The organism is Thauera aromatica K172 (assembly GCF_003030465.1).
Taxonomy (GTDB): Bacteria; Pseudomonadota; Gammaproteobacteria; order Burkholderiales; family Rhodocyclaceae; genus Thauera; species Thauera aromatica.
Genome location: NZ_CP028339.1, coordinates 865,489 through 887,417 on the forward strand (window position 1 = coordinate 865,489; position 21,929 = coordinate 887,417).

At 68.0% G+C, this 21,929-nt stretch carries 19 protein-coding genes; 10 read left to right on the plus strand and 9 right to left on the minus strand.

Translation table 11 applies throughout. The features are described from left to right. Positions 1-49: 49 nt before the first annotated feature. The gene (locus Tharo_RS04205; RefSeq protein ID WP_107220116.1) at positions 50-556 is read right to left on the minus strand and encodes an HAD domain-containing protein; all 507 of its coding nucleotides are present in this window, start codon (positions 554-556) and stop codon (positions 50-52) included. A gap of 181 nt (positions 557-737) precedes the next feature. Between Tharo_RS04205 and fabI the strand changes: the two genes are divergently transcribed. Together fabI and Tharo_RS04215 are read left to right on the plus strand one after the other, a co-directional pair. After that, the gene (gene fabI, locus Tharo_RS04210) at positions 738-1,517 is read left to right on the plus strand and encodes an enoyl-ACP reductase FabI (protein ID WP_075147225.1); all 780 of its coding nucleotides are present in this window, start codon (positions 738-740) and stop codon (positions 1,515-1,517) included. Positions 1,518-1,525: 8 nt separating this feature from the next. Next, positions 1,526-2,122, plus strand: coding sequence for a hypothetical protein (locus tag Tharo_RS04215; RefSeq protein WP_107220117.1), 597 nt, complete (start codon positions 1,526-1,528; stop codon positions 2,120-2,122). A gap of 39 nt (positions 2,123-2,161) precedes the next feature. Here the strand turns inward: Tharo_RS04215 and Tharo_RS04220 are convergent, their stop codons facing one another. After that, positions 2,162-2,611, minus strand: a complete 450-nt coding sequence (locus Tharo_RS04220; RefSeq protein WP_107220118.1) for a MaoC family dehydratase — start codon at positions 2,609-2,611, stop codon at positions 2,162-2,164. Positions 2,612-2,980: 369 nt separating this feature from the next. Here Tharo_RS04220 and glmU point away from each other — a divergent pair, with 369 nt between their 5' ends. The 3 genes from glmU (at position 2,981) to Tharo_RS04235 (ending at position 7,897) form a co-directional block, all read left to right on the plus strand. Continuing rightward, positions 2,981-4,342 (plus strand): bifunctional UDP-N-acetylglucosamine diphosphorylase/glucosamine-1-phosphate N-acetyltransferase GlmU, encoded by a 1,362-nt coding sequence (gene glmU, locus Tharo_RS04225; protein WP_107220119.1) that lies wholly within the window; start codon positions 2,981-2,983, stop codon positions 4,340-4,342. Positions 4,343-4,441: 99 nt separating this feature from the next. Then, positions 4,442-6,280 carry a glutamine--fructose-6-phosphate transaminase (isomerizing) gene (glmS, locus tag Tharo_RS04230; protein ID WP_107220120.1) on the plus strand — a complete coding sequence of 613 codons (1,839 nt, stop codon included), beginning with the start codon at positions 4,442-4,444 and terminating at the stop codon, positions 6,278-6,280. Positions 6,281-6,376: 96 nt separating this feature from the next. Continuing rightward, positions 6,377-7,897 (plus strand): bifunctional diguanylate cyclase/phosphodiesterase, encoded by a 1,521-nt coding sequence (locus tag Tharo_RS04235; protein WP_159051657.1) that lies wholly within the window; start codon positions 6,377-6,379, stop codon positions 7,895-7,897. Here Tharo_RS04235 and fdhE read toward each other — a convergent pair. Then, the gene (fdhE, locus tag Tharo_RS04240) at positions 7,870-8,778 is read right to left on the minus strand and encodes a formate dehydrogenase accessory protein FdhE (RefSeq protein ID WP_107220122.1); all 909 of its coding nucleotides are present in this window, start codon (positions 8,776-8,778) and stop codon (positions 7,870-7,872) included. The two genes, Tharo_RS04235 and fdhE, sit on opposite strands and share 28 nt — an antisense overlap. Positions 8,779-8,950: 172 nt before the next feature. Between fdhE and Tharo_RS04245 the strand changes: the two genes are divergently transcribed. Both Tharo_RS04245 and Tharo_RS04250 read left to right on the plus strand, forming a co-directional pair. Beyond that, positions 8,951-9,625, plus strand: coding sequence for an SDR family oxidoreductase (locus Tharo_RS04245; RefSeq protein ID WP_107220123.1), 675 nt, complete (start codon positions 8,951-8,953; stop codon positions 9,623-9,625). A 142-nt stretch (positions 9,626-9,767) separates the two neighbouring features. After that, positions 9,768-10,883, plus strand: a complete 1,116-nt coding sequence (locus Tharo_RS04250; protein ID WP_107220124.1) for an S-(hydroxymethyl)glutathione dehydrogenase/class III alcohol dehydrogenase — start codon at positions 9,768-9,770, stop codon at positions 10,881-10,883. 59 nt (positions 10,884-10,942) lie between these two features. On the opposite strand, the gene Tharo_RS04255 is transcribed toward Tharo_RS04250, so the two are convergent. From Tharo_RS04255 to Tharo_RS04265, 3 genes are all read right to left on the minus strand, one after another. After that, positions 10,943-11,371 carry an acyl-CoA thioesterase gene (locus Tharo_RS04255; protein ID WP_107220125.1) on the minus strand — a complete coding sequence of 143 codons (429 nt, stop codon included), beginning with the start codon at positions 11,369-11,371 and terminating at the stop codon, positions 10,943-10,945. A gap of 94 nt (positions 11,372-11,465) precedes the next feature. Then, positions 11,466-11,972 (minus strand): MaoC family dehydratase, encoded by a 507-nt coding sequence (locus Tharo_RS04260; RefSeq protein WP_107220126.1) that lies wholly within the window; start codon positions 11,970-11,972, stop codon positions 11,466-11,468. A 120-nt stretch (positions 11,973-12,092) separates the two neighbouring features. Further along, complete coding sequence (locus Tharo_RS04265) at positions 12,093-13,040, minus strand: ChbG/HpnK family deacetylase (protein WP_107222300.1); 948 nt, start codon at positions 13,038-13,040, stop codon at positions 12,093-12,095. A 150-nt stretch (positions 13,041-13,190) separates the two neighbouring features. Between Tharo_RS04265 and Tharo_RS04270 the strand changes: the two genes are divergently transcribed. The 3 genes from Tharo_RS04270 to Tharo_RS04280 are packed head-to-tail and all read left to right on the plus strand — an operon-like array spanning position 13,191 to position 16,263. Continuing rightward, the gene (locus Tharo_RS04270; RefSeq protein WP_107220127.1) at positions 13,191-14,201 is read left to right on the plus strand and encodes a glycosyltransferase family 2 protein; all 1,011 of its coding nucleotides are present in this window, start codon (positions 13,191-13,193) and stop codon (positions 14,199-14,201) included. Then, entirely contained in the window at positions 14,198-15,871 is a 1,674-nt protein-coding gene (locus Tharo_RS04275) for a glycosyltransferase family 39 protein (RefSeq protein ID WP_342749585.1), read from the plus strand. Before Tharo_RS04270 ends, Tharo_RS04275 begins: the two co-directional genes overlap by 4 nt. Further along, entirely contained in the window at positions 15,868-16,263 is a 396-nt protein-coding gene (locus tag Tharo_RS04280; RefSeq protein ID WP_107220129.1) for a GtrA family protein, read from the plus strand. Before Tharo_RS04275 ends, Tharo_RS04280 begins: the two co-directional genes overlap by 4 nt. Before the next feature lie 51 nt (positions 16,264-16,314). Here Tharo_RS04280 and Tharo_RS04285 read toward each other — a convergent pair whose 3' ends face one another. From Tharo_RS04285 to Tharo_RS04295, 3 genes are all read right to left on the minus strand, one after another. Next, the gene (locus tag Tharo_RS04285) at positions 16,315-17,721 is read right to left on the minus strand and encodes an MFS transporter (protein ID WP_245880994.1); all 1,407 of its coding nucleotides are present in this window, start codon (positions 17,719-17,721) and stop codon (positions 16,315-16,317) included. 460 nt (positions 17,722-18,181) lie between these two features. Then, the gene (locus Tharo_RS04290; RefSeq protein WP_107220130.1) at positions 18,182-18,742 is read right to left on the minus strand and encodes a DUF2889 domain-containing protein; all 561 of its coding nucleotides are present in this window, start codon (positions 18,740-18,742) and stop codon (positions 18,182-18,184) included. Between the two features lie 121 nt (positions 18,743-18,863). Continuing rightward, on the minus strand, positions 18,864-21,614 hold the full coding sequence (locus tag Tharo_RS04295) for a molybdopterin-dependent oxidoreductase (RefSeq protein WP_107220131.1): 2,751 nt from the start codon (positions 21,612-21,614) through the stop codon (positions 18,864-18,866). Between the last annotated feature and the right edge of the window lie 315 nt (positions 21,615-21,929).

Genomic DNA, 21,929 nt, shown 5'->3' on the forward strand with positions numbered 1-21,929 from the left:
GGTTGCAGCATGCGATTCTAGACGTTGCCGGGGAGGGCGTATCCACCCTTCAGGCGCAGCGGATGAAACCTTCCTGCTGCGGCCGGGCCCGGGGACGGATCCCCTGGCGGAGCGCTTCGAGCATGTGGCGCAGCGCCGTTGCGTCTTCCTCGCCGAAGCCGCGCTTGAAATCGGTCAGCACCAGCCGGGAACGCGTCGGCCAGTTGCCGGGGGCATCGTCGATCGCGCACCAGGCCGTCGTCGCGGCATCGAGCTGACGGTGGGAAAGCCAGAGCATCGCTTCGCGCTCGCGCAATCCGTACAGCTCCGCCTCCTGGTGGGCGAACAGCTGTGGCGTGGTGTCGAGCACGCGCGGGCGGATGTCGGGTGAAAAGCGGCCGCTCAGGCGGGGGAGCGAATACAGCATGCGCCAATCCGAAGAGATCACGATATGCGCTTCGTCATAGTCGCGCAGGATGCCTTCGATGAGCGGCAGGCTGCGAAAATCCTCGACTCCGCCCAGGGGATGCGTGACGCCGTCGAAGTCCATGAAAATGTAGGTTTTCTGTGCCGTCATGGTCGGGGTTCAAGAGGCGGGCGGTGGGCCGGGGAAATCTGGATGTTGCAGTGCGCAATATACTTGAATCATACTGCATTGTGGATTTCGGTATTCACTTCATATGCGGCGGAGGGGGCCCGGCGGGCTTGTGTCCGGGCATGCCGCATTTTCAGCGCTTGATTCCGCAGGAGAGTAATCCGTGCAACCCATTGTTGATCTTCAGGGCAAGGTCGGCCTGATCACCGGTATCGCAAACGAGAAATCCATCTCCACGGGGGTGGCGGAAGCCTGTGCCCAAGCCGGGGCGCGACTGGTGATCACCTACCAGAACGAGCGCACCCGCGCCTTCATCGAGCCGGTGGTCCATCGCCTGGGGGTTGAGGATGTCTACCTGCTCGATGCGACCCGGCCGGATACCCAGCAGGAGGTGTTCGAGCGCATCCGTGCGCGCTTCGGCAAGCTCGATTTCGCCGTGCACAGCATGGCCTTTGCCAAGCGCGACGACCTGCACGGCCGGGTCGTCGATACCTCGGCCGACGGTTTTGCACTGGCCATGGATGTGTCCACCCATTCCTTCATCCGCCTGGCGCGCATGTGCGAGCCGCTGATGGAACTGGCCGGTGGCGGATCGCTGGTGACGATGACCTATCTGGGCAGTGAAAAGGTCATTCCGAACTACGGCATGATGGGGCTGTGCAAGGCCGCGCTGGAAGCCGCGACGCGCTACCTGGCGGCAGAGCTCGGTCCGCGCAACATCCGCGTCAACGCGGTGTCGCCGGGGCCGCTGATGACGCGCGCCGCCTCGGGCATCGCCGGTTTCGACGGCCTCATGGCGGCGGCGGTGGACCGTGCGCCCATGCACAGGCTGGTCACGCCGGAAGACATCGGTGCGCTGACCGCCTTCCTCGTCTCTGATGCAGGGCGGCTGGTGACGGGGGGCGTGCACTTCCTCGATGCCGGCTACAACATCATGGCTTGAGCACGGTCATGGACGCTTTCGAAGAAGCCGGCCCCGGGGCCCTGGTACGGGGCATCGTGCTGCCCGATCCGGTTCCCTCCCACCCGCTGCTCGAGGGCAAGGCCGAGATCGGGCGGGGCGAATACAGCATCGTCTTCGACAAGGGAGATGGCGAACGGGTCTACAAGGTGGTGAGTTCGCCGGCCGATTATTTCCTGCTGACCGCCGACGACCGTCCGCAGGGACGGCATTTCCCGATCGTTCATGTCGATCATGGGGTCATCGGGCGGGCGCAGTCGGGCTACCTGTTCCACCTGCTCGAGATGGAAAAGCTGTATCCGCTGGCCCCGCAGTCCTCCTCCGCGGCACTGGCCTTGCGCCTGGCGGCGCTTTACTGGGAAGCCTGCCGGCAATGGAGCCGGCTGGGGGCGGACATGGGCCGCATTGCCCTGCACCAGATCGCCACCGGGCCGACCGAGTTCCAGGGGTCGATGCACGAGGCCTTGCGTGCGCTGGACGAGTTCGTCGAGGGCTATCAGGTGCTGCCCGACCTGTTGCATGCGGACAACCTGATGATGCGCAAGGACGGCACGCTGGTGTTTTCCGATCCGGTGTTCATCGCCTGACCCGCCCGTCACCCCGCAAGCAGGGCGGCGGGCGGGGGGTCAGTCGTGGGCCGGAACCATCAGCTCGGCCTCGCCTTCGAGCACCACCCTCTCGTCGACTGTGCATACGGTGTCGAAACTCGCGCGCCGACGTTGCGGATTCAGCGCGGTGAGGGTGACGCGTGCGATCACGGTGTCGCCGGGGCGCACCGGCGCCTTGAAGCGCAGGGACTGCGACAGATAGATGCTGCCGGGGCCGGGCAGGCGGGTGCCGAACACGGTGGACAGGTAGCTTGCCGACAGCATGCCGTGGGCGATGCGCCCTTCGAAGATCGAGGCCGCGGCCAGGTCCTGGTTGAGGTGCATCGGATTGGTATCGCCGGACACGCCGGCGAACATCAGGATGTCGGCGTCGGTGATGGTGCGCGCCAGCGCTGCCGTCATCCCCACTTCGAGATCCTCGAAGCGGTAACCGTAGAATTCGTGGAAATTCCTGCTCACATCAGTCATGTGGTCCACCTCGCGTCCGGAAAGCTGATCGTGGTGGCCGCAGCGGGTTGCCCTTGCGTGCTGCGGCCGGGTCCATCGCATTTGCATGGAGTGGATGTGCGGAGAGTGCCTGTCTGCACGGTGATTTAGCAAGCCAGGAACGCAGGCAGTGCCGTCGCTCGCATTCATGACGAATACGAGGATATGCCATCTGTGGTCTTCCGGCCAGCCTGGGGCGCCGTTGCAGGTTCGGCCGAATGGTCCGGGGATGGCGTCGGCACACTCGCCAGCGCGGGAGATCCGGGAGGGGCAAGCGTGTCCGCGTGCGGGGCGCCTGGGGGCGTGCGTGCTAAACTCCGCGCCACTCCCCGCAACCCCGCTGGAAACCTCATGGAAGTCGTCGTTCTCGCCGCCGGTCAGGGCAAGCGCATGCGCTCGGTCCTGCCCAAGGTCCTCCAGCCGCTCGCCGGCCAGCCGCTGCTGGCCCATGTGCTGGCGGCCGCGCGCGCGCTCGAGGCGCGGCGCATCTGTGTGGTGCATGGCCATGGCGGCGAAGCGGTGCGCACGCGCCTGGATGCGCCCGACCTCGCCTGGGCGCGGCAGGAACCGCAGCTGGGCACCGGCCACGCGGTGCAGCAGGCGCTGGCGCACCTCACCGACGGCGAGCTGGCGCTGGTGCTGTACGGCGACGTGCCGCTGATCGGCGTGCCCACGCTGCACCGGCTGGTGGCCGCGTCCGGCGACGGGCGCCTCGCGCTGCTGACCGTGACGATGGACGACCCCACCGGCTACGGCCGCATCCTGCGCGACGCCACCGGCCGCGTCGCCCGCATCGTCGAGGACAAGGACGCCCGTGACGAGGAGCGCACGGTGAAGGAAGTGAATACCGGCATCCTCGTCGCCCCGGTCGTCCGCCTGCGCGACTGGCTCGGGCGCATCGGCAACGACAACGCCCAGGGCGAGTACTACCTGACCGACATCATCGGGCTGGCGGTCGCCGACGGCGTCGAGGTCGCCAGCGTGCAGCCGGATACCGTCGCCGAGACCCTCGGCGTCAACAGCAAGGCCCAGCTCGCCGAGCTCGAGCGCCTCTACCAGGCCGGCATCGCCCGCCGTCTGCTTGACGAGGGCGTCACCCTGATCGACCCCGCGCGCCTCGACGTGCGCGGCGCGCTCCGCTGCGGGCGCGACGTCGAGATCGACGTCAATTGCGTGTTCGAAGGCGAGGTCGAACTCGGCGACGGCGTGCACATCGGCGCCCATTGCGTGATCCGCAACGCCCGTCTCGGCGCCGGCACCCGCGTTGCGCCGTTCAGCCACCTCGACGGCACCGCGATGGGCCGCGACTGCGTCATCGGCCCCTACGCCCGCACCCGCCCCGGCACCACGCTGGGCGACGACGTCCACCTGGGCAACTTCGTCGAGGTCAAGAACAGCGCGATCGCCGACCACTCGAAGGCCAACCACCTCGCCTATATCGGCGACGCCGACGTCGGCCGCCGGGTCAACATCGGCGCCGGCACTATCACCTGCAACTACGACGGTGCCAACAAGCACCGCACCGTGATCGAGGACGAGGTCTTCATCGGCTCCGACTCCCAGCTCGTCGCCCCGGTGCGCGTCGGCCGCGGCGCCACCCTGGGCGCCGGCACCACGCTGACCAAGGACGCGCCGCCCGATCAGCTCACCGTGTCGCGGGCGAAGCAGATGTCGATCGCGAACTGGAAGAAACCGCTCAAGCAGCCGCGCTGAACCCCGCGGGTGTGGCGGCAGGGCGCAGTGACGGGCGATGATCACCGCCCGCGGCGCACCGGCCGGCACGATCCGACAACCGAACAAGGAAGCTCCGCCATGTGTGGCATCGTCACCGCCATCGCTCCCGACAACGTCGTCCCCGTGCTGCTCGAGGGCCTGCGCAAGCTCGAATACCGCGGCTACGACTCGGCTGGCCTCGCCGTGCTCGCCGGCACGCTCACCCGCCTGCGCTCGGCCGGGCGCGTCGCCGAACTCGCCGCGCTCGCCGATGCGCACCGGCTTTCCGCCCACGTCGGCATCGCCCACACGCGCTGGGCGACCCACGGCGTGCCCTCCGAGCGTAACGCCCACCCGCACCTCTCGGGCGGCCTCGCGGTGGTGCACAACGGCATCATCGAGAACTTCGAGGCGATCAAGACCCGCCTGCAGGGCGAAGGCTACGTGTTCGAGTCCGAGACCGACACCGAGGCCATCGCCCACCTCATCCACCGCAAGCTGCAAGGCGGCACCGATCTGTTCGAAGCGGTGCGCCTGGCCACCGCCGAACTCGTCGGCGCCTACGCCATCGGCGTGATCGCCGAGGCCGAGCCGGAGCGCGCCATCGTCGCCCGCCGCGGCTCGCCGCTGCTTCTCGGCATCGGTGGCGATGGCGCCGTGGACGGCATGTACGCCGCCTCCGACACTGCCGCGCTGCTGCAGGTCACGCGCCGCATCGTCTATCTGGAAGACGGCGACCTCGCCGAGCTGCGCCGCGACGCTTACCGTGTCGTGCGCGCCGACGGCACACCGGTCGAACGCGCCGAGCACCTGTCGAGCCTGTCGGCCGATGCCGTCGAACTGGGCAAGTACCGCCACTACATGCAGAAGGAAATCTTCGAGCAGCCCCAGGCGCTTGCCAACACCCTGGAGCTGATCGCCGGCGGCGGCGGCATCAGCGCGCAGCACTTCGGCGCGCGCGCCGCGGAGGTGTTCGACGGCGTGCGCCGGGTGCTGGTGCTGGCCTGCGGCACCAGCTACCACGCCGGCCTGGTGGCGCGCTACTGGATCGAATCGATCGCCAAACTGCCGGTCACGGTCGAGATCGCCAGCGAATACCGCTACCGCGAATCGGTGCCTGATCCCGACACCCTGGTCGTGGTGATCTCGCAGTCGGGCGAGACCGCCGACACCCTGGCCGCGCTCAAGCACGCCAAGGCGCTCGGCATGGAACGCACGCTGGCGATCTGCAACGTGCCCGAGTCGGCCATCGTGCGCGAGACCGCGCTGCGCTTCATCACCCGCGCCGGCCCCGAGATCGGCGTCGCCTCCACCAAGGCGTTCACCACCCAGCTCGCCGCTTTCGCGCTGCTCACGCTGGCGCTCGCCAAGCTCAACGGCCGCCTGTCCGCCGCCGACGAGGAGCGCCACCTCGGCGCGCTGCGCCACCTCCCGGTCGCGGTGCAGAAGGTGCTGGAGCTCGAGCCCGAGATCGAGAAGTGGGCGCAGCGCTTCGCCAGCAAGGAGCACGCGCTCTTCCTCGGCCGCGGCAGCCACTGGCCGATCGCCATGGAAGGCGCGCTCAAGCTCAAGGAAATTTCCTACATCCACGCCGAAGCCTACGCCGCCGGCGAACTCAAGCACGGTCCGCTGGCGCTGGTGGACAAGGACATGCCGGTGATCGCTGTGTCGCCGCACGACGAGCTGCTGGAAAAGCTCAAGTCCAACCTGCAGGAAGTGCGCGCCCGCGGCGGCGAGCTCTACGTCTTCGCCGACGCCGGCAGCGAGATCCCCGAGTCCGAAGGAGTGCACATCCTGCACATGCCCGAGCACTACGGCATGCTGTCGCCGGTGCTGCACGTGATCCCGCTGCAGCTGCTGTCCTACCACGCCGCGCTGGTGAAGGGGACGGATGTGGACAAGCCGCGCAATCTGGCGAAGAGTGTTACGGTGGAATGAGTACGGCAAGAGGTCCGGTCTTCGCATATGGATCAAGGAAAGGCTGCTACCGTTTGTTCCCGCCTGACATGGCTGGTCGCGGCATGTATTGTGCCCATGGCCTTGATGGCGGCGGTGCTGCTCGTCTACAGCTATCAGCGGGAAAGCGCCCAGCGCGTGCGCGACACGGTTGCCATGGCCCGTGCCCTGAGTTCGGTGGTCGATCGTGAATTGGCTGCAGTGGAATCGGCGCTGCAGGTGCTCGCGACCTCTCCTCACCTGAAATCGGACGACCTTGCCGCGTTTGACGCGCAGGCGCGGGAGGCGCTGTCCAACCACGCTGCCGACAACGTCGTCCTGACGGATGCCGCCGGACGGCAGTGGGTCAATACGTTCCGCAGTTTCGGTGCGCCCTTGCCGCAACAGGAAATGCCCCAGCTGCGGAAGGTGCTCGATTCCCGGCGCCCGGTGGTGTCCGACCTGTTCACCGGTCCGCTCATGCAGCGTCCCGCGCTCAGCGTTTCGGTTCCGGTTTTTCGCGATGGCCGCGTCCATTACAACCTGAGCATGGGGTTTTTCCCCGATCGCCTGTCTGCGATCCTGGAGGAGCAGCGCCTTCCGCCGGGCTGGATCGGTGAATTGTTCGACGGTGGGGGAAACCTTGTCGCGCGTACCCACCAGCCGGAACGCTTCGTCGGACAACGGGCAGCACTGTGGCAGGAACCGGAGATCCGGGAGCACGCAGCGGGGGCGGTCGAGATGCTCAGTGCCGAAGGCATTCCGGTGATCGCCACGTTCAGTCGATCCGCCGTGTCGGCCTGGACGGTGGCCATCAGCGTTCCCCGGGAGACTTTCACCGCCCGCCTCGAACGACCGCTGGGCTGGCTGATCCTGGGCACGGTCGTGCTGCTCGGTGGCAGCCTTGCTCTCGCATGGCGCTTCGGCGGGCGGATTGCCGGGGCCTTTCGCGGGTTGTCCGAGCACGCGCTGCGCCTGGGAAGCGGTCAGGCGGTGACGATTCCTTCTTTCGCGCTGCGGGAGGCCGATGCCGTCGGCCGGGCCTTGATGGACGCTTCCAGGATGTTGCTCGAGGCGCGCCACGACGCCCATCACGATGCCCTCACCGGTCTCGGCAATCGGGTGCTGCTGAAGGAAGTTGTCGATCGGCAGCTCGCCTTGTCGCGCAGGCAGGGCGGCGAGCTGGCCCTGCTCTACATTGATCTGGATGATTTCAAGCCGGTGAATGACCGATTCGGCCATGCCGCGGGGGATGAATTGCTGCGTGCGGTGTCCGACCGCATCCGCGCGGGCATTCGCCGCTCCGATCTGGCGGTGCGACTGGGCGGCGACGAATTTGTCGTCGCGATGTTCGCGGCGGGGGGCGCTGCGGCCGACGTCGCGGCAAAGAAGCTGGCGGAAGGCCTTGCCGAGCTTTACGCGGTCGCCGGGGCGGAAATCCGGATTTCGGTGAGCATCGGCATTGCCGCCAGCGCCGATGGCCGGACGACGAGCGAGAGGTTGCTCGAAGAGGCCGATGCGGCGATGTACCGGACAAAGGGGGCGGCCAAGCCGCGCCCCGCTTCCGCCAGCGCGCCGCGCCGGCCAGAGACTTACTCCGACGCGCCGATGAGCAGGTAGTTCGGGCCGCTGCGCACGAACCCGGCGTCATCGACCAGCATGTCCAGTGCGACCGAGGCGAGGTCGTCGGCGATGGGGTCGATGCGGACGTTCCTGCCCTGGACGATGAGCTTGGTGTAGCTGTCGCAGGCGCCGCAGGATTCGGCGCGGGCGATGCCGTCGTCGCCGTCGATCTCGTGGAGGGTGACCTTCTCGCGGTCACCGCAGGTCACGCAGGTGGCGTGCGGTACGTGCCATTCGGTGTTGCACAGGGTGCAGTGGACGTAGCGCAGGCCGGCGGCCGGGCCCTCGTTGCGGATCACGCTCACGACCGGCAGGCTGCCGCACACCGGACAGGTGCTGTGGGCTTCCATCAGCGGCAGCGCGGCGGCATCGAGCTGGCTGGCGATCGAGGTGAGCACCACCTGCAGCGCGGCCGCAATGTAGGGCAGGCGGGCCATGTCGTCACGATCGGGTTCGCCGTCGAGGAGCTTGCCCGCCAGCTTGTCGAGTTCCTCGGCGCTGGTGATGAGGAGCGCGTCGAGCGTGTCGCGGGCGCCGACGGGGGCGTTCTCGAGGAGGTCGCCGGCGATGTCGCGCAGGATGTCGCGCCAGACCGCGGGGCGTTCGAACGAGGCGACGCTGATCGGGGGCATGCGATGCTTGCGCGCCCGCTCCAGCACGTCCGCGGCGGGCGGCGTCAAGCCTGGCCCGGCCGCCGCCAGAGCCTTGTGCTGGGCCCGCGAGAGGCGGCCGAGGAAGCCGAGCCATTCGCCAAGGCCGTGATGCAGCGCCAGGGCCTCGAAACGCTCGGCACGCGCAAGGAAAACAGTGTCCGGATCGGGAAGGAGGATCGCCGGGGCCTGGCCCGACGACGGCAATTCGGTGGCTGGGGTGTTCATGGTTTCTCAACAATGGAAAGCGTGCGCAATGATCGGTGCTGTGTTCTGCTGAAAGCAAGGTAAACGGCAAAAAAAGATGCGACCCCACACACCGGCGCCGTTCCCCGGGGCACCGTTAACAAGCGTCGGCGATCGCGCTATTCTCGAACCTTTGCTCATCGAAGGAGCCGCAATGGCCAAGACCGCTCTGATCATCGGCGCTTCCCGGGGGCTCGGCCTGGGCCTCGTGCGGCGCTTTCGCGAGCAGCACTGGGAGGTGGTCGCGACCTGTCGCGATGAGCGGGGGGCGCAGGCGCTGGGCGCGGTCGACGGCGTGCAGGTCGAGCACGTGGACATCTGCGCGCCCGCCAGCCGTGAGGCCCTGGCCGGGCGCCTGGAAGGCCGGAGCTTCGATCTTGTGTTCGTCAATGCCGGCATCCCGGGACCGGCCCACCGTCAGGTCGGGGCGGCCACCGCGGAGGAGGCCGGGACGCTGTTCCTGACCAACGCCATCGCCCCCGTGCAGATGGCCGAGCGCTTGCTGGCGCGACTCGCGCCGGACGGCGTGCTCGGGTTCATGAGCTCGGTGATGGGCAGCGTGGAACTGGCCCAGGCGCAGCACCGCCTCTACGGCGCGAGCAAGGCGGCGCTCAACCACCTCGTGCACAGCCTGTGGGCCGGTCTGGGTGAAACCGGCCTGACCCTGCTCTGCCTCCATCCGGGCTGGGTGCAGACCGACATGGGCGGCGCCGAGGCGCCGCTGGACGTGGCGACGAGCACGGAAGGCGTGTGCCGGGTGCTGGCGGAAGCTTCCGGCCGGGGCGGAGTGCACTTCATCGACTACCGGGGACAGGCTCTGCCCTGGTGAGGCCGGGCACGGGGGAACGGTTTCCCGTTTTCCCGTTGCCGGGAGCCTGCCGCCGCGCTCTGCTATATTCGGTGCATGACCGGCCCTGCGATCCCGGATCGCGCCATCGGCCCCGACCCTTCCCTCCGCCCCGTTGCCAGCCATGACCATCAAATCGCGCGCAGCCGTCGCCTTCGCGGCCAACCAGCCCTTGCAGATCGTCGAAGTGGATGTCGAGCCGCCGAAGGCCGGCGAAGTGCTGGTGCGCATCGTCGCCAGCGGCGTGTGCCACACCGACGCCTACACCTTGTCCGGCGATGACCCCGAAGGGGTGTTCCCGGCGATCCTCGGCCACGAGGGCGGCGGCATCGTCGAGGCGCTGGGCGACGGCGTGACTTCGTTGGCGGTGGGCGACCACGTGATTCCGCTGTACACCGCCGAGTGCCGTGAGTGCAAGTTCTGCAAGTCGGGCAAGACCAATCTCTGCCAGGCGGTGCGCACGACCCAGGGCAAGGGCCTGATGCCCGACGGCACCACCCGCTTTTCCTACCAGGGACGGCCGATCTACCACTACATGGGGACGTCGACCTTTTCCGAATACACCGTGGTGCCCGAGATCGCGCTGGCGAAGATTCCCGCGGATGCGCCGCTGGAAAAAGTGTGCCTGCTCGGCTGCGGCGTCACCACCGGCATCGGCGCGGTGCTCAACACCGCCAAGGTCGAAGCCGGGGCGACGGTGGCGATCTTCGGCCTCGGCGGCATCGGCCTGGCGGCGATCATCGGTGCGACCATGGCCAAGGCCGCGCGCATCCTCGCGGTGGACATCAATCCGGGCAAGTTCGAGATCGCGAAGAAGCTGGGGGCGACCGATTTCGTCAACCCGAACGACTACGACAAGCCGATCCAGGACGTGATCGTCGAGCTGACCGACGGCGGCGTGGATTACTCCTTCGAGTGCGTCGGCAACGTCAAGCTGATGCGTGCCGCGCTCGAGTGCTGCCACAAGGGTTGGGGCGAATCGACCATCATCGGCGTCGCCGGCGCCGGGCAGGAGATCAGCACCCGGCCGTTCCAGCTCGTCACCGGCCGGGTCTGGCGCGGCAGCGCGTTCGGCGGCGTGCGCGGCCGCACCGAGCTGCCGGCCTACGTGCAGAAGGCGCAAAGAGGCGAAATTCCGCTCGACGACTTCATCACCCACACGATGGCGCTGGAGGACATCAACCGCGCCTTCGAGCTGATGCACGAAGGCAAGAGCATCCGCAGCGTGATCCATTTCTGACCCCCGCTGCCGGCGCCGCGGGTGCTGGTGGCGGGGTGAAGGGACGCGGGCGGGGCGCTTCAGGCGCCGGGGGCCGCGCCCGAGAGCAGGGCGACGATCCGCGGCGGCAGCGGCTTCGCCCGGACCCGGCCCTGTTCGCGATCGAAGGCGGTCCAGACCCGGGTTTCGCTGCATTCGACCGCGATCGTGCCGCCGTTGCGGACGAGGTGGCGGATCTCGAACGCGCTGCGATGCACCGCCGCAATGCTCGATTCGATGACGATGTCGTCGCCCCAGCGGGACGGGGCCTTGAACCGGGCCTGGTTGTCGACGAGCGGGATGCCGTCGATGCCGAACTCGTCGATCATCGATTTCAGCGTCAGCCCGGCGCGCCCGAGCAGGGCATGCACCGAGAAATCGAACCAGACGAAGTAGTGCGGGTTGAAGACGATCCCCGATGGATCGCAATGGCCGAATTCGACCTGCAGGGTTCGGGTGTTGGAGAGCACGCGGGGTCCTTTTCGTGGCGGGGGCGGTTCCGTCGTTCCGGCCGGCTGCGGGCAGAGGCCGCGGCAGCCGGCCCCGGCCCCGGCCCGCGGATGGTCAGGCTCCGGGAGTGGTCCGGCAGCCGACCAGGTTGACCGCGAGCATGCTCAGGACGACTTCGCCACGCTGATTGAGCACTTCGATTTTCGAGCGCACGATCCCCCGGTCCGGCTTCGACGCCGAGCGCCGCGCCTCCATCACCGTGACCCGGGTGCTGAGCACGTCGTCCGGGCGCACCGGCACGAGCCAGCGCAGCTCGTCGAGTCCGGGGGAGGACAGGCTGGCGTTGGCGCTCAGGTAATGCTCGGCGTACATCCGCATCATCAGCCCGCAGGTCATCCAGCCGCTGGCGATGAGTCCGCCGAACATCGTGTCGGCGGCCTTGGCCGGGTCGGTGTGGAAGTCCTGCGGGTCGTAGCGTCGGGCGAACTCGATGATTTCCCGTTCGCTGACCCGCATTTCGCCGAAGCGATGGACGGCGCCGGGGAGGTAGTCCTCGAAATAGCGGTCGTCGATCGGGCTGGAAAATGTACCCGGATGGGGCGAATGGCATTCTTCGGTCATGGTCGGGCGGATCCGTGGTGGTTTGCGCCATGATAGCCGATCGTGCCGGTCGCGCCCGCCCGGATTCCCGGGGCTTCAGCCTCGTTGGACTGGCCTGGAGCTGGGGGCGCTGGCCCGGCGTCAGTCTGGCCCTTGCCGGCTGTGTGCCTGGGGTGCTGCAGCTGGCTGTGAGGCTGAACCGTCTGACGCCGGCGCGCAGGCCGCAAATCGTGCCGGGTGCAGACCGGCCGCGGACAGATCGCGGATGAATTCGCTGGAAGCGAGATAATCCAGCTCCGCTTCGCGGGGCGTGGTCAGCGGGTCGCAGGCGATCAGTGCGGGGCAGACGCGGCCTGGGTGCACATGGAGCAGTGGGCGGGGGCCGGTCGCGGCGAGAAAACGGCGCATCTTGCTGCCGAAAGGCCGGGCCGGCGAGAAATCGTGCAGGCCGCTGAACCCGTCGTTGGCAGGAATGCCCGCCGCGTGCAGCTGGCGGTGCAGGGCGAGCCCGAGCACGGTAATGAGCAAGGCCTTGCCCAGGGCTTCACCGCGCTGCAGGCAGCGCCGCGGGGGTTCGACGCAGTTGCGCACCCATACGCGGCCCGCAGGGTAGCGGTCCAGCAGTTCGGCGACCAGCGCCTCGCGGACACCAGGAAGGACATGGACGTGCTGGTGCCCATCCACATGGTCGGGCGGTGCGCCCCAGGCGTCTTCGAACGCGTCGAGCTGTGCCCGTAACTCGTCGCGGATCGCGGCGGTCGGCAGGCGGCGGGCGAGCGCCCTGGGCAGAAGGTGGCCCAGGGGCGGTAGGCGGCCATTGATGGTCAGGCCGGTGGCACGGCTCAGGGGGGCATGGTCGGTCAGGGTCAGGTGCAAGCCGGTGTCGAACGCCGCTTCCACGGCAGTCTGGCGCAAGGCCGGGGCGGCTGCACGCCAGCCGGGTAGGGCCGTCATGCAGCTCGTGGCCGACAGCCGGGCGGTACGGATCAGTGCGATGATGGCGTCGCTGACGCCCGGGGCGAGGCCGTAATCATCCGCGCAGACGACGATCGGGCGCAGTGGGGCGGGCGGGGCAGAGGAGCGGGGCATGCGGGTGTGATCGGATCGACCTTGCGGCAAGGAGCGTGGCGGCAACGGTGGCGCGATGTTGTCCTGCGCCTCGTGCAGCGTCAACAGCACGGATTGGTTTATCGTTCACCGCCTCGCTTTTTGCCGAGAAACCTAGACCAGGTCCGAACCGTGCTCAACTCCGACTCCCTTGCCGCACACCCGCACGTCTCTTCCAGTTCTGCAAGCCATCCGCGACTGTCCGTCGTCATCCCTCTATACAACGAGAGCGGTTCGATCCAAGCACTGCATCGGCGCCTGAGTGCGGTGCTGGACGGCCTGCCGCTCGACGGGCGGGAAGTGGTGTTCGTCGACGACGGCAGCCGCGACGACACTTTTGCCCGCGTCTCGGCGCTGTGTGCGGTGGACCCGAAGCTGCGTGCGATCCGCTTTGCCCGCAACTTCGGGAAGGAGGCAGCCATGGCTGCGGGGCTGCGCGCCGCTACCGGGGACGTGGTGGTGTTGATGGACGGGGATCTGCAGCATCCTCCCGAGCTTATTCCGGCGCTGCTCGAGCGCTGGCGCAACGGCGCGATGATGGTGACGGCGGTCCGCCGCTCGCGCGAAACCGATCCGTGGCTACGGCGTCAGCTGACACGCGCCTTCTACGGGTTTTTCAGCCGGATCTCCGAAGTCACCCTGGCCGAGGGCGGAGGCGATTTCCGCGTCTTCGACCGCGCGGTGGTCGATGCCATCAACAGCCTTCCCGAGCGGACCCGGTTCATGAAAGGGATCACCAGCTGGGTCGGATTTCGCCAGGAGGAAGTGGATTTCGTGCCCCAGGCGCGTGCGGCCGGTGAGTCCGGCTGGCCGATGCTGCGTCTGTTGCGCTACGCCCTCGATGGCTTGTCCGCATTCAGCACCTTGCCGCTGCGGGTGTGGTCCTTGGTCGGTCTGGTAATGGCGGGGTTATCCGGGATCTACGGCTGCTGGCTGATCGGGCGTACCCTGATTTTCGGCATTGACCTGCCGGGCTACATCTCCATGATGGTGTCCGTCCTGTTCTTGTCCGGCATCCAGCTCATCAGCCTGGGAGTTCTGGGCGAATACATCGGACACATCTTCACCGAGGTCAAGGGGCGGCCGCTGTTCCTGGTTGCGGAGCGGATCGGTTTCGATGAGTCGTCCGGGGCGGGTTCATGAATGGCAGCGCTTCCGGGGCCCGGGCCAGTGGCATGCGGGGGGGCGCCGGTCACGGCCCGTTCCGCACAGCGCCGTCGCGATGGGCCTTTCGCCTGGCCGTGCTGCTGCTGGTGGCCGCCGCGGCCTTCATCCTGACGGTCTTCGACCGGTATGGCATCAGCAACGATGAGGAAGTCCAGCATGTATATGGGCGGTTGCTGCTCGATTTCTATGCATCGGGGCTGGATGACCGGCGTGCGTTCGAATACAAGAACCTTTATCTCTACGGTGGGCTGTTCGATCTGATCGCGGCGGCGCTCGAGCGCCTGCTGCATCTCGATCCGGCGGGAGCGCGGGTGTGGGAGCTCCGGCACCTGTTGTCGGCTATGTTCGGTCTGTCCGGTCTGGCGGCGTGCTGGATGCTGGCCCGCCAACTGGGGGGTGAGCTTGCCGGGGTAGTGGCGCTGGTCCTGCTGCTGGTCACCGGCACCTGGACCGGCGCGATGTTCACCCATACCAAAGACGTCCCCTTTGCCGCGACGATGGCGTGGGCAGCGTTCTTCACCGTGCGCGTGTGCCGCGCGCTGCCGTCGCCGCCGATGGCGGGCGTGGTGGGGCTCGGGCTGGCGCTTGGCTGTGCGTTCGGCCTGAGGGTCGGTGCAGTGTTCGCGGTCGGCTACCTGGGAATCACGGTGCTGGCGCTGAGCGTCCAGGAGCGGCGCGGGTCGGTGCCGGCGCGCTTGGCATTTCTTCGCAAATCGGCCGTGAGCCTGCTGCCGGTCGCACTGATCGCAGCGCTGCTGGCGGCGCTGTTCTGGCCGTGGGCGGTGATGTCAGCTGGCAATCTGGTGAAGGCGATTACTGCTTTTTCGCATTTTTCGTTTCAGCTGGACACCATCCTCGATGGCCGGGTGATGGCCAACGGCGAGGTGCCCGCGCATTACCTCGTATCCTACCTGCTGGTGCGTCTGCCCGAGTTGTTCCTGCTCGGCCTCGCCTTCGCCGCATGGGTCGGCTTGCGTACCCTGCCGGCGCTGTTCCGCGCGGACGGGCGCGAGACCTCCTGCCACGGATTGCCGGTGATCCTGGCTGCCCTGCTGCCGCTGGGCTACACCTTGCTGGCCGCTCCGCCCCTGTATAACGGCATCCGACATTTCATCTTCCTGCTGCCGCCGCTCGCGGCGCTTGCGGGAGTGGGGTTGGTGAAAGCCTGGCAATCGGCCGTGCGCTGGCCACGCGCCCGCATTGCAGGGCTGGCGGGGAGCCTGTTGCTGCTGGCGGTGCATGCCGGCACGCTCGTCCGTCTGCACCCTTACGAGTATGTCGCCTACAACAGCCTGGCCGGTGGCCTGCGTGGTGCGGCCGAGCGCTGGGAGCAGGATTACTGGGCGACCAGTCTGCGCGAAGCAGCCGGGCAGCTGAACACCCTGGTCGCGCGCGAGGGCGCTACCGGGCGGGTATACACGGTGGCTGTGTGCGCCGAGCCCTTCCAGGTCGCAGTCTGGCTGGACCCGGGGCTGATCGTGACGCGCGACTGGCGTGCGGCCGATTTTTTCCTGTCGCCGACGCACATGGATTGTGATGGAGCGCTGAAGGGACAGGTCGTCGGCAAGGTGGAACGCGATGGGGTTCCGCTCGCGGTGGTGCTCGATCGGCGCATGCTCACGGGCGAGGCGCGCAGGTCGCGATGAGGCTGAGTGAAGGCGTCCGCCGCTTCGTCCGCTTTGCCGCAGTCGGCCTTGTCGGCACGGCTGCGCATTATGCCCTGCTCATCGTACTGGTGGAGGTGATCGCGGCTCCGCCGGTGCTCGGCGCCGCTGCTGGATTCTGCCTGGGGGCTGTGGTCAACTACGGACTTTCCCGGGTGTGGGTCTTCGACTCCGATCGCGGCCACCTTGTGGCCCTCTCGCGTTTCCTGCTGATTGCGCTGATGGGGCTCGGGTGGACCGCATTGTTGATGCTGCTGCTTGCCCGGATGGCGGGGCTGCACTATCTGGTGGCACAACTGCTCACCACGGCCCTGGTGCTGTTCTGGCACTTCGCCGGCAATGCGCTATGGACCTTCCGCCGGCAGGTCGAATGAGCTGGAGTGAGGCTTCCAGCACATGCCTTGCCGGCGCTTCCGGGGTGCCGTTCAGCGTGCAGCCCGGGCCAGTTCCGCATTGCCGGAGGCCGGCTGGCCTGCCGCGGTGGCTGCAGCACGCTGCCTCTTGAGGCTCGGGATGTGGTTCTTCACGAGGGTGAGGGCGGCCAGGGTCAGGACCATCGAGAAGCCGAGCAGGGACAGATAGGCCGAGGCGCCACCCGAAGTGATCACCGCAGCGCCTGCGAACGAGCTCAGGATCGCACCCAGGCGGCCGAAAGACAGCGCCGCCGCCGTGCCGGTGGCGCGGACGATCGTCGGATAGACGTAGGCGCACAGCGCGTACATGGTGGACTGGACGGCGAGGACGAACATGCCGTGGAGGCCGAGGCCGAGCATCAGCCAGGTCGTGTTTCCGGAGATGTCGACGCTCTTCAGCAGGAAGGCGCTCGCCGCCGCACCGATGCTGCACAGGACGAGGGGAATGCGCGAGCCGTAGCGCGTGATCGCGAGCGCGCAGCCCAGCGAGCCGACCACGCCGCCAAGGTTGTAGGCGGTCAGGCCGGAGCCGGCCAGCGTCGTGGGCAGGCCTTCGGCGGCGAGCATCGTCGGCAGCCAGCTGAAGGCGCTGTAGGTGGCGAGCATGACCATGAAGAAGCCGATCCAGATCGCCAGCGTGTCGCGCATGCGCCCGGTCTCGAACAGCGAAGCGAAGCCGGCGCGTTGTTCGCTGGCGCGCTCGGCGGCATCGACGAACACGGTGTCGGCAGGGGTCGGGCGCGCCATGCGCGCGAGCAGCGCCCGCAGCTCGGCCCAGCGCGCACGCTGGCGCACGAGGTAGCGGGGCGATTCGGGCAGAGTCGCGAGCAGCACCAGGCTGTAGGCCACCGGCAGGGCGCCGCCGACCCAGAACAGGCCGCGCCAGCCGAGGACCGGCAGGATCACGCCGGCGAACAGCCCGGCGAGCATGCCGCCGAGCGGGTAGCAGACGATCGTTGCGGTCACCGCCAGCGTCCGGCTGCGCGCCGGGGTGAATTCCGCGGTCATCGTCGACGCGCTCGGCAGGGCGCCGCCGATGCCCAGGCCGGCGATGAAGCGCAGCATCGTGATCGCGAGCACGTCGGGGGCAAAACCGATGGCGATGGTCGCGGCGCCGAACAGGAACACGCTCGCTGCAAGGACCAGGCGCCGGCCGATGCGGTCGGCGATGACGCCCGCGCCGGCACTGCCCACGGCCATGCCCACCAGTCCGGCGGCGACTGCCGGTGCAAATGCGGCCTTGGTGATGCCCCATTCCTGGATCAGCATCGGAATCGCGAAGCCGATCAGTTGTCCGTCGAAGCCGTCGGTCACGATCGCGAGCGCGGCGAGGATGACGACGATGCGCTGCATGGACGTGAATGGGCCGTGGTCGAGCACGCCGCCGATGTCGACGGAGGTGGAGGAAGGTTTATGCACGGTGAATCGATCTCCGGTCGTTTTTTCGATGCGCTTCGCCTGCGCGCGCGCGGAATACGGGAGCTGTTTCACGGCCGGATCGACGATGCGCGATTGCACGTTTCCGCTACGACCGGCGCAGTGGTCCTGACGGGGCGTTTCCGCCCGAAACGGGCGCTGCGACGGCGGTGCACGCCCGGGCGCGAATTTCAGCGGGCGAGACGATACCATTCTGATTGATGGACAACAAATTTTTGTATCACATTGCCGGGGCGAAGGCGCAGGATGGCGCGGGCCCGCGCCCCGCCCTGCTCAGGCGGCAGTCAAGGGAAGCGCGGCCCGGGCGGGTGCCGCCGCCGTGCTTCGTGGCTGGCGATGGCAGGGGGGCGTGGTGTGAAAGGGACGGACCGGCCGGGGAAGGCCGGTCGGGAGGGGGGCGGCTACCCGCGGGCTTCCGCTGCGGGAGCGGGCGAGCGGCCGTTCAGCGGTCGAGCAGTTCCGGATATTCGCGGCGCACGGTGTCGCCGCCGTGGCGCCAGGCCTTGCACTCGCCGACGAAGGCGGTCACGCGCGGGTCCGTCCAGCGCCGGGGATCGGGTTCGATTTCGAGCTGGCGGGCGATCCGGTCCGGCCAGGAGGCCTGAGTGTAGGTGTTGCCGACCTGGGTGATGAGGTCGGTCAGGTGCACGCAGCCTTCCTCGCCGCCGACGCGCTCGCGCACCTGGCGCATGAAGCCCGCTCCGATCTGGAGGCCGATCAGGCGGCGGTAGGCGGCCAGGCTGTCCGGGCAGGTGGGCCAGGGGGCGGTCTGCATCCGGGCTTCGACATCGCGGATCGTGAACTCGCCGTCGATCAGGAAGGCGATCGTCAGGTCGTGAAGGTTCTTGCCCGGCTGCACCGACTCGCGCGAGCGGAACACCATCTCATGGGCTTTTTCGTCGGTGACCGTGGCTTCGATTTCCCACAGGCCGTCCTTGCGCCGATACGCGCGGCAGGTGATCCGGCGCGTGTGCATCAGCTCGCGCTCGCTTTCTCCAAACATTGTTCCAGGTTCCTTTACGGAGCGGCGGCGGGCTTGGCCACCGCGATGGCAAAGCCCGAATGATACGGGGAGTGGAGGAGGAGATGCGAACGGCCGGCACGGTGAACCTGCGCGCCGACCCTCATTGCCCGCCGCCGACCCGCTTCACCCCGACCGGCACGATGTCGCCGGCCGAGCCGGTGGCGTCGGTGAGGTCGAGCAGCATCGGCACCAGGCTGTTCATGCTCGTGACTCCGAAGTCCTTCGCCGTCGGCGTGACCCAGTGGTCGAACTGGCCGATCATCAGCAAGGTGTCGGGGCGGATGCCCTGGCGCAGCACCACGCGGCCGCGGGTGGCGCGCAGCGGCGAGCGTACTTCGATGAGGTCGCCGTCCTCGATGCCGAGCCGGCGCGCGGAGGCAGGGTTCATGATCACGCCGCGGTGGCCGGCGACGTTGGCGGCGGCGCCGCGCACAACCTGCAGGCTGACGTTGCCGCCCCAGGCGTACTGCATGCTGCGTGCGGTCAGCAGCCAGAACGGGAAGTCTTCCTCCTGCCCGCCGAGGTTGGCAATCACCGCGTCCTTGATCAGCTGCGAGAAGTCGTGGAATTCGGGCAGCGCACGGTATTCGCCGAGCTGGCGGTCCCACCACTGGATGCCGGCTTCGTGGAGGCGGCGGCCGAGCTCGGTGCCGACGCGCAGGATGCGCTCCTGGTAGGGCATCTCGAAACGCATGCCGTTGTCGACGAGGTGGGGGTAGAGGTACCACTGCAGGCGCGGGTAATCGATGGTGCGGAAGCCGTGCTCGCGCCACCAGTCGAGGCCGTGCTCCTCGGCGCCACCGGTGAGTTCGGCGCTGGCGGCGCGGCAGCTGGCGTCCCAGATCGTCTCCACGCTGTGGGCCTGGTCGAGGGGCAGCGAGTAGTCGTAGTTCGCCCCTTTCAGCGGCACCCCGGCAGCGCCCTTGTTGATCGCCTTATTGTAGTTTTCGAGCACCCCGGTGCGCCGCGCCAGTTCGGTGGTGATCCAGGTGAAGTCGCGCGTCTCGCCCTGCGGCACGACCGCCGGCTGGCGCAGGGCGAAGCCCTGTTTGTCCCAGAACTGCTCGACGTACTTGGTGCCGCCGATGCGGATCAGCTGTAGACCTTCGAGGTCGGTGCAGTCGGGCAGCAGGACGTCGGCGAAGTGGTTGGTCTCGTCGCGGGTGTAGGTGAAGGCGACGACGAAGGGGAACTTCGAAACCGCTTCGGCGACCTGCGGCGTATCCCAGAACGAGATCACCGGGTTGGTGCGGTAGAAGAACCAGACGTCGGGTTGGGTCGGCTCGGGGAAATTCTCGAAACCGTGACGCTGCTGCATCCAGGCGAGGTGGGTGGGGCCGAGCGCTGCGCTCCAGGCCGAGTTCGCCACCAGCGGCACGAGGGTGCGGTTGGCGTTGCGGATCTGCGGGCGGGAGACCCAGTTTTCCTTGTCGGTGGGGTTGAACGGGTAGTCCATGAAGCCGTCGGGGCCGGGCTTGGCGCTGCTTTGGCGGTCGCTCGCCGGGCGGTTCAGGCGCACCGTGGTGCCGATCGTGCCGCCGGGGACGTCGAGGGCGCCGACCAGGCAGGCCATCAGGGTGCGGGCCCAGCAGCAGTCGTAGCCGCCCCAGCCGTTGTTGACGGTCTTGCCCAGGGTGATCGCCACCGGGCGCAGGGGCAGGGTGCGGCCTTCGATCTCGATGGTGGCGCCGATCTGGGCGTGGTCGAGGTATTCGTTGGCGACGCGGCGGATGGTGCCGGCGGGGACGTCGCAAACCTTCGCCGCCCATTCCGGGGTGAATTCGCGCTCGTGTTCGAGGAGTTTGCCGAACGCGGTGCTGACGCTGACCCCGGTGTGCTCGAAGCGCTCGCCGTCGGCGCCGAGTTCGAGGCCGTTGGCGGCGAAACAGCCTTCCAGCGCGGGGTCGGTGTCCGCGGTGTCGAACGGCACCGCGGCGGCGCGCTTCAGGTCCCACACCAGCGGCTTGCGCGTGTCCGGATCGCGCAGGTAGTAGCCGTTGGGCGCGACCAGGTAGGGCGAAGCGGTCATGTGCTTGAGGAAGTCGATGTCCAGGCGTGTGCGCGCGTTCTCGAACAGCATCACGTGGATCATCGCGTGCATGAACGCGGGGTCTGTCTTGGGCTTGATCGGCACCCACTCGGCCGAGCAGCCGCCGGTAACCGACAGGTGGGGCTCGACCTGGACGCGCTTGACGCCCTGTTCGACGCGCGCTTCGGCATGGCGCCAGACCCCACACACGCCGCCGGAAGCTTCGATGTTGCTGCCGAAGGAGACGATGTACTTGGTCCGCGGCGTGTCCGGGCAGACGGTGAAGGCGCGGTGCCAGAGCTCGCCGTAGAGGTGCTCGGAGTGGGTGCACTTGACTCCCTGGCCGCTGCCGAAGCTCAGGTCGACCGGCCCCCAGGCGGAAAGAAAGGCGGGGAAGGTGCCCATGTAGGCGGTGGGGGTGCCGCCGCCGCCGAAGCTCGCCGCCACGCGCGGATAGCCGGAAGCGTCGAGCAGCCCGTTCGCACGCACGGTGTTGAGCTTGTCGGCGATCAGGTCGAGCGCCTCGTCCCACGAGATCGGCACGAAGCCGGGGTCCTCGTCGCGCCCCTTCTTCGGGTTGGTGCGCTTCATCGGCGTGAGCACGCGGTTCGGGTTGTAGGTCTTCTGCACCAGGCCGAAGGCCTTGACGCACACCCGGCCGTCGGCCGGGTGCACCCCTTCGGCGTCGAAGTTGGGCTCGATCGCGGTCGCCACGCCGTCCTCGACCTTGACCTTGAACAGATCCGGGCCGGCCACGCACTGGTAGCAGTAGCCGGCGACCCGCTTGACTGACGGCGATTCGGTGCTCGATGCGGTTCCCATGAGATATCCCTTCGACCGCCGTATCCGCTGCGAAGGAGCGGGATCGGCAGACAGCAAATATGAATGACCGTTCAGTCATTCTTTGTGAGCAAGGGGGAAAAGTCAAGGCGCGCGTTCTGGCGTGCGAGGACGGGCGCGCGTGCTGCGGGTTGCGGAGCGCGCCGCCGGCGCTTGCGCTTGGCGGCGCGCTCCGCATAGGCTGTCGGCCTCATTCAGGGCGTTGCCGGAGGTCTTGTGCCGTGATCGAAAAACCGCTCGGCGGGGTGCGCACGCGGGTCCCGCTGCCTCTGCCCGGGCACGATCCGGGGCCTCGCC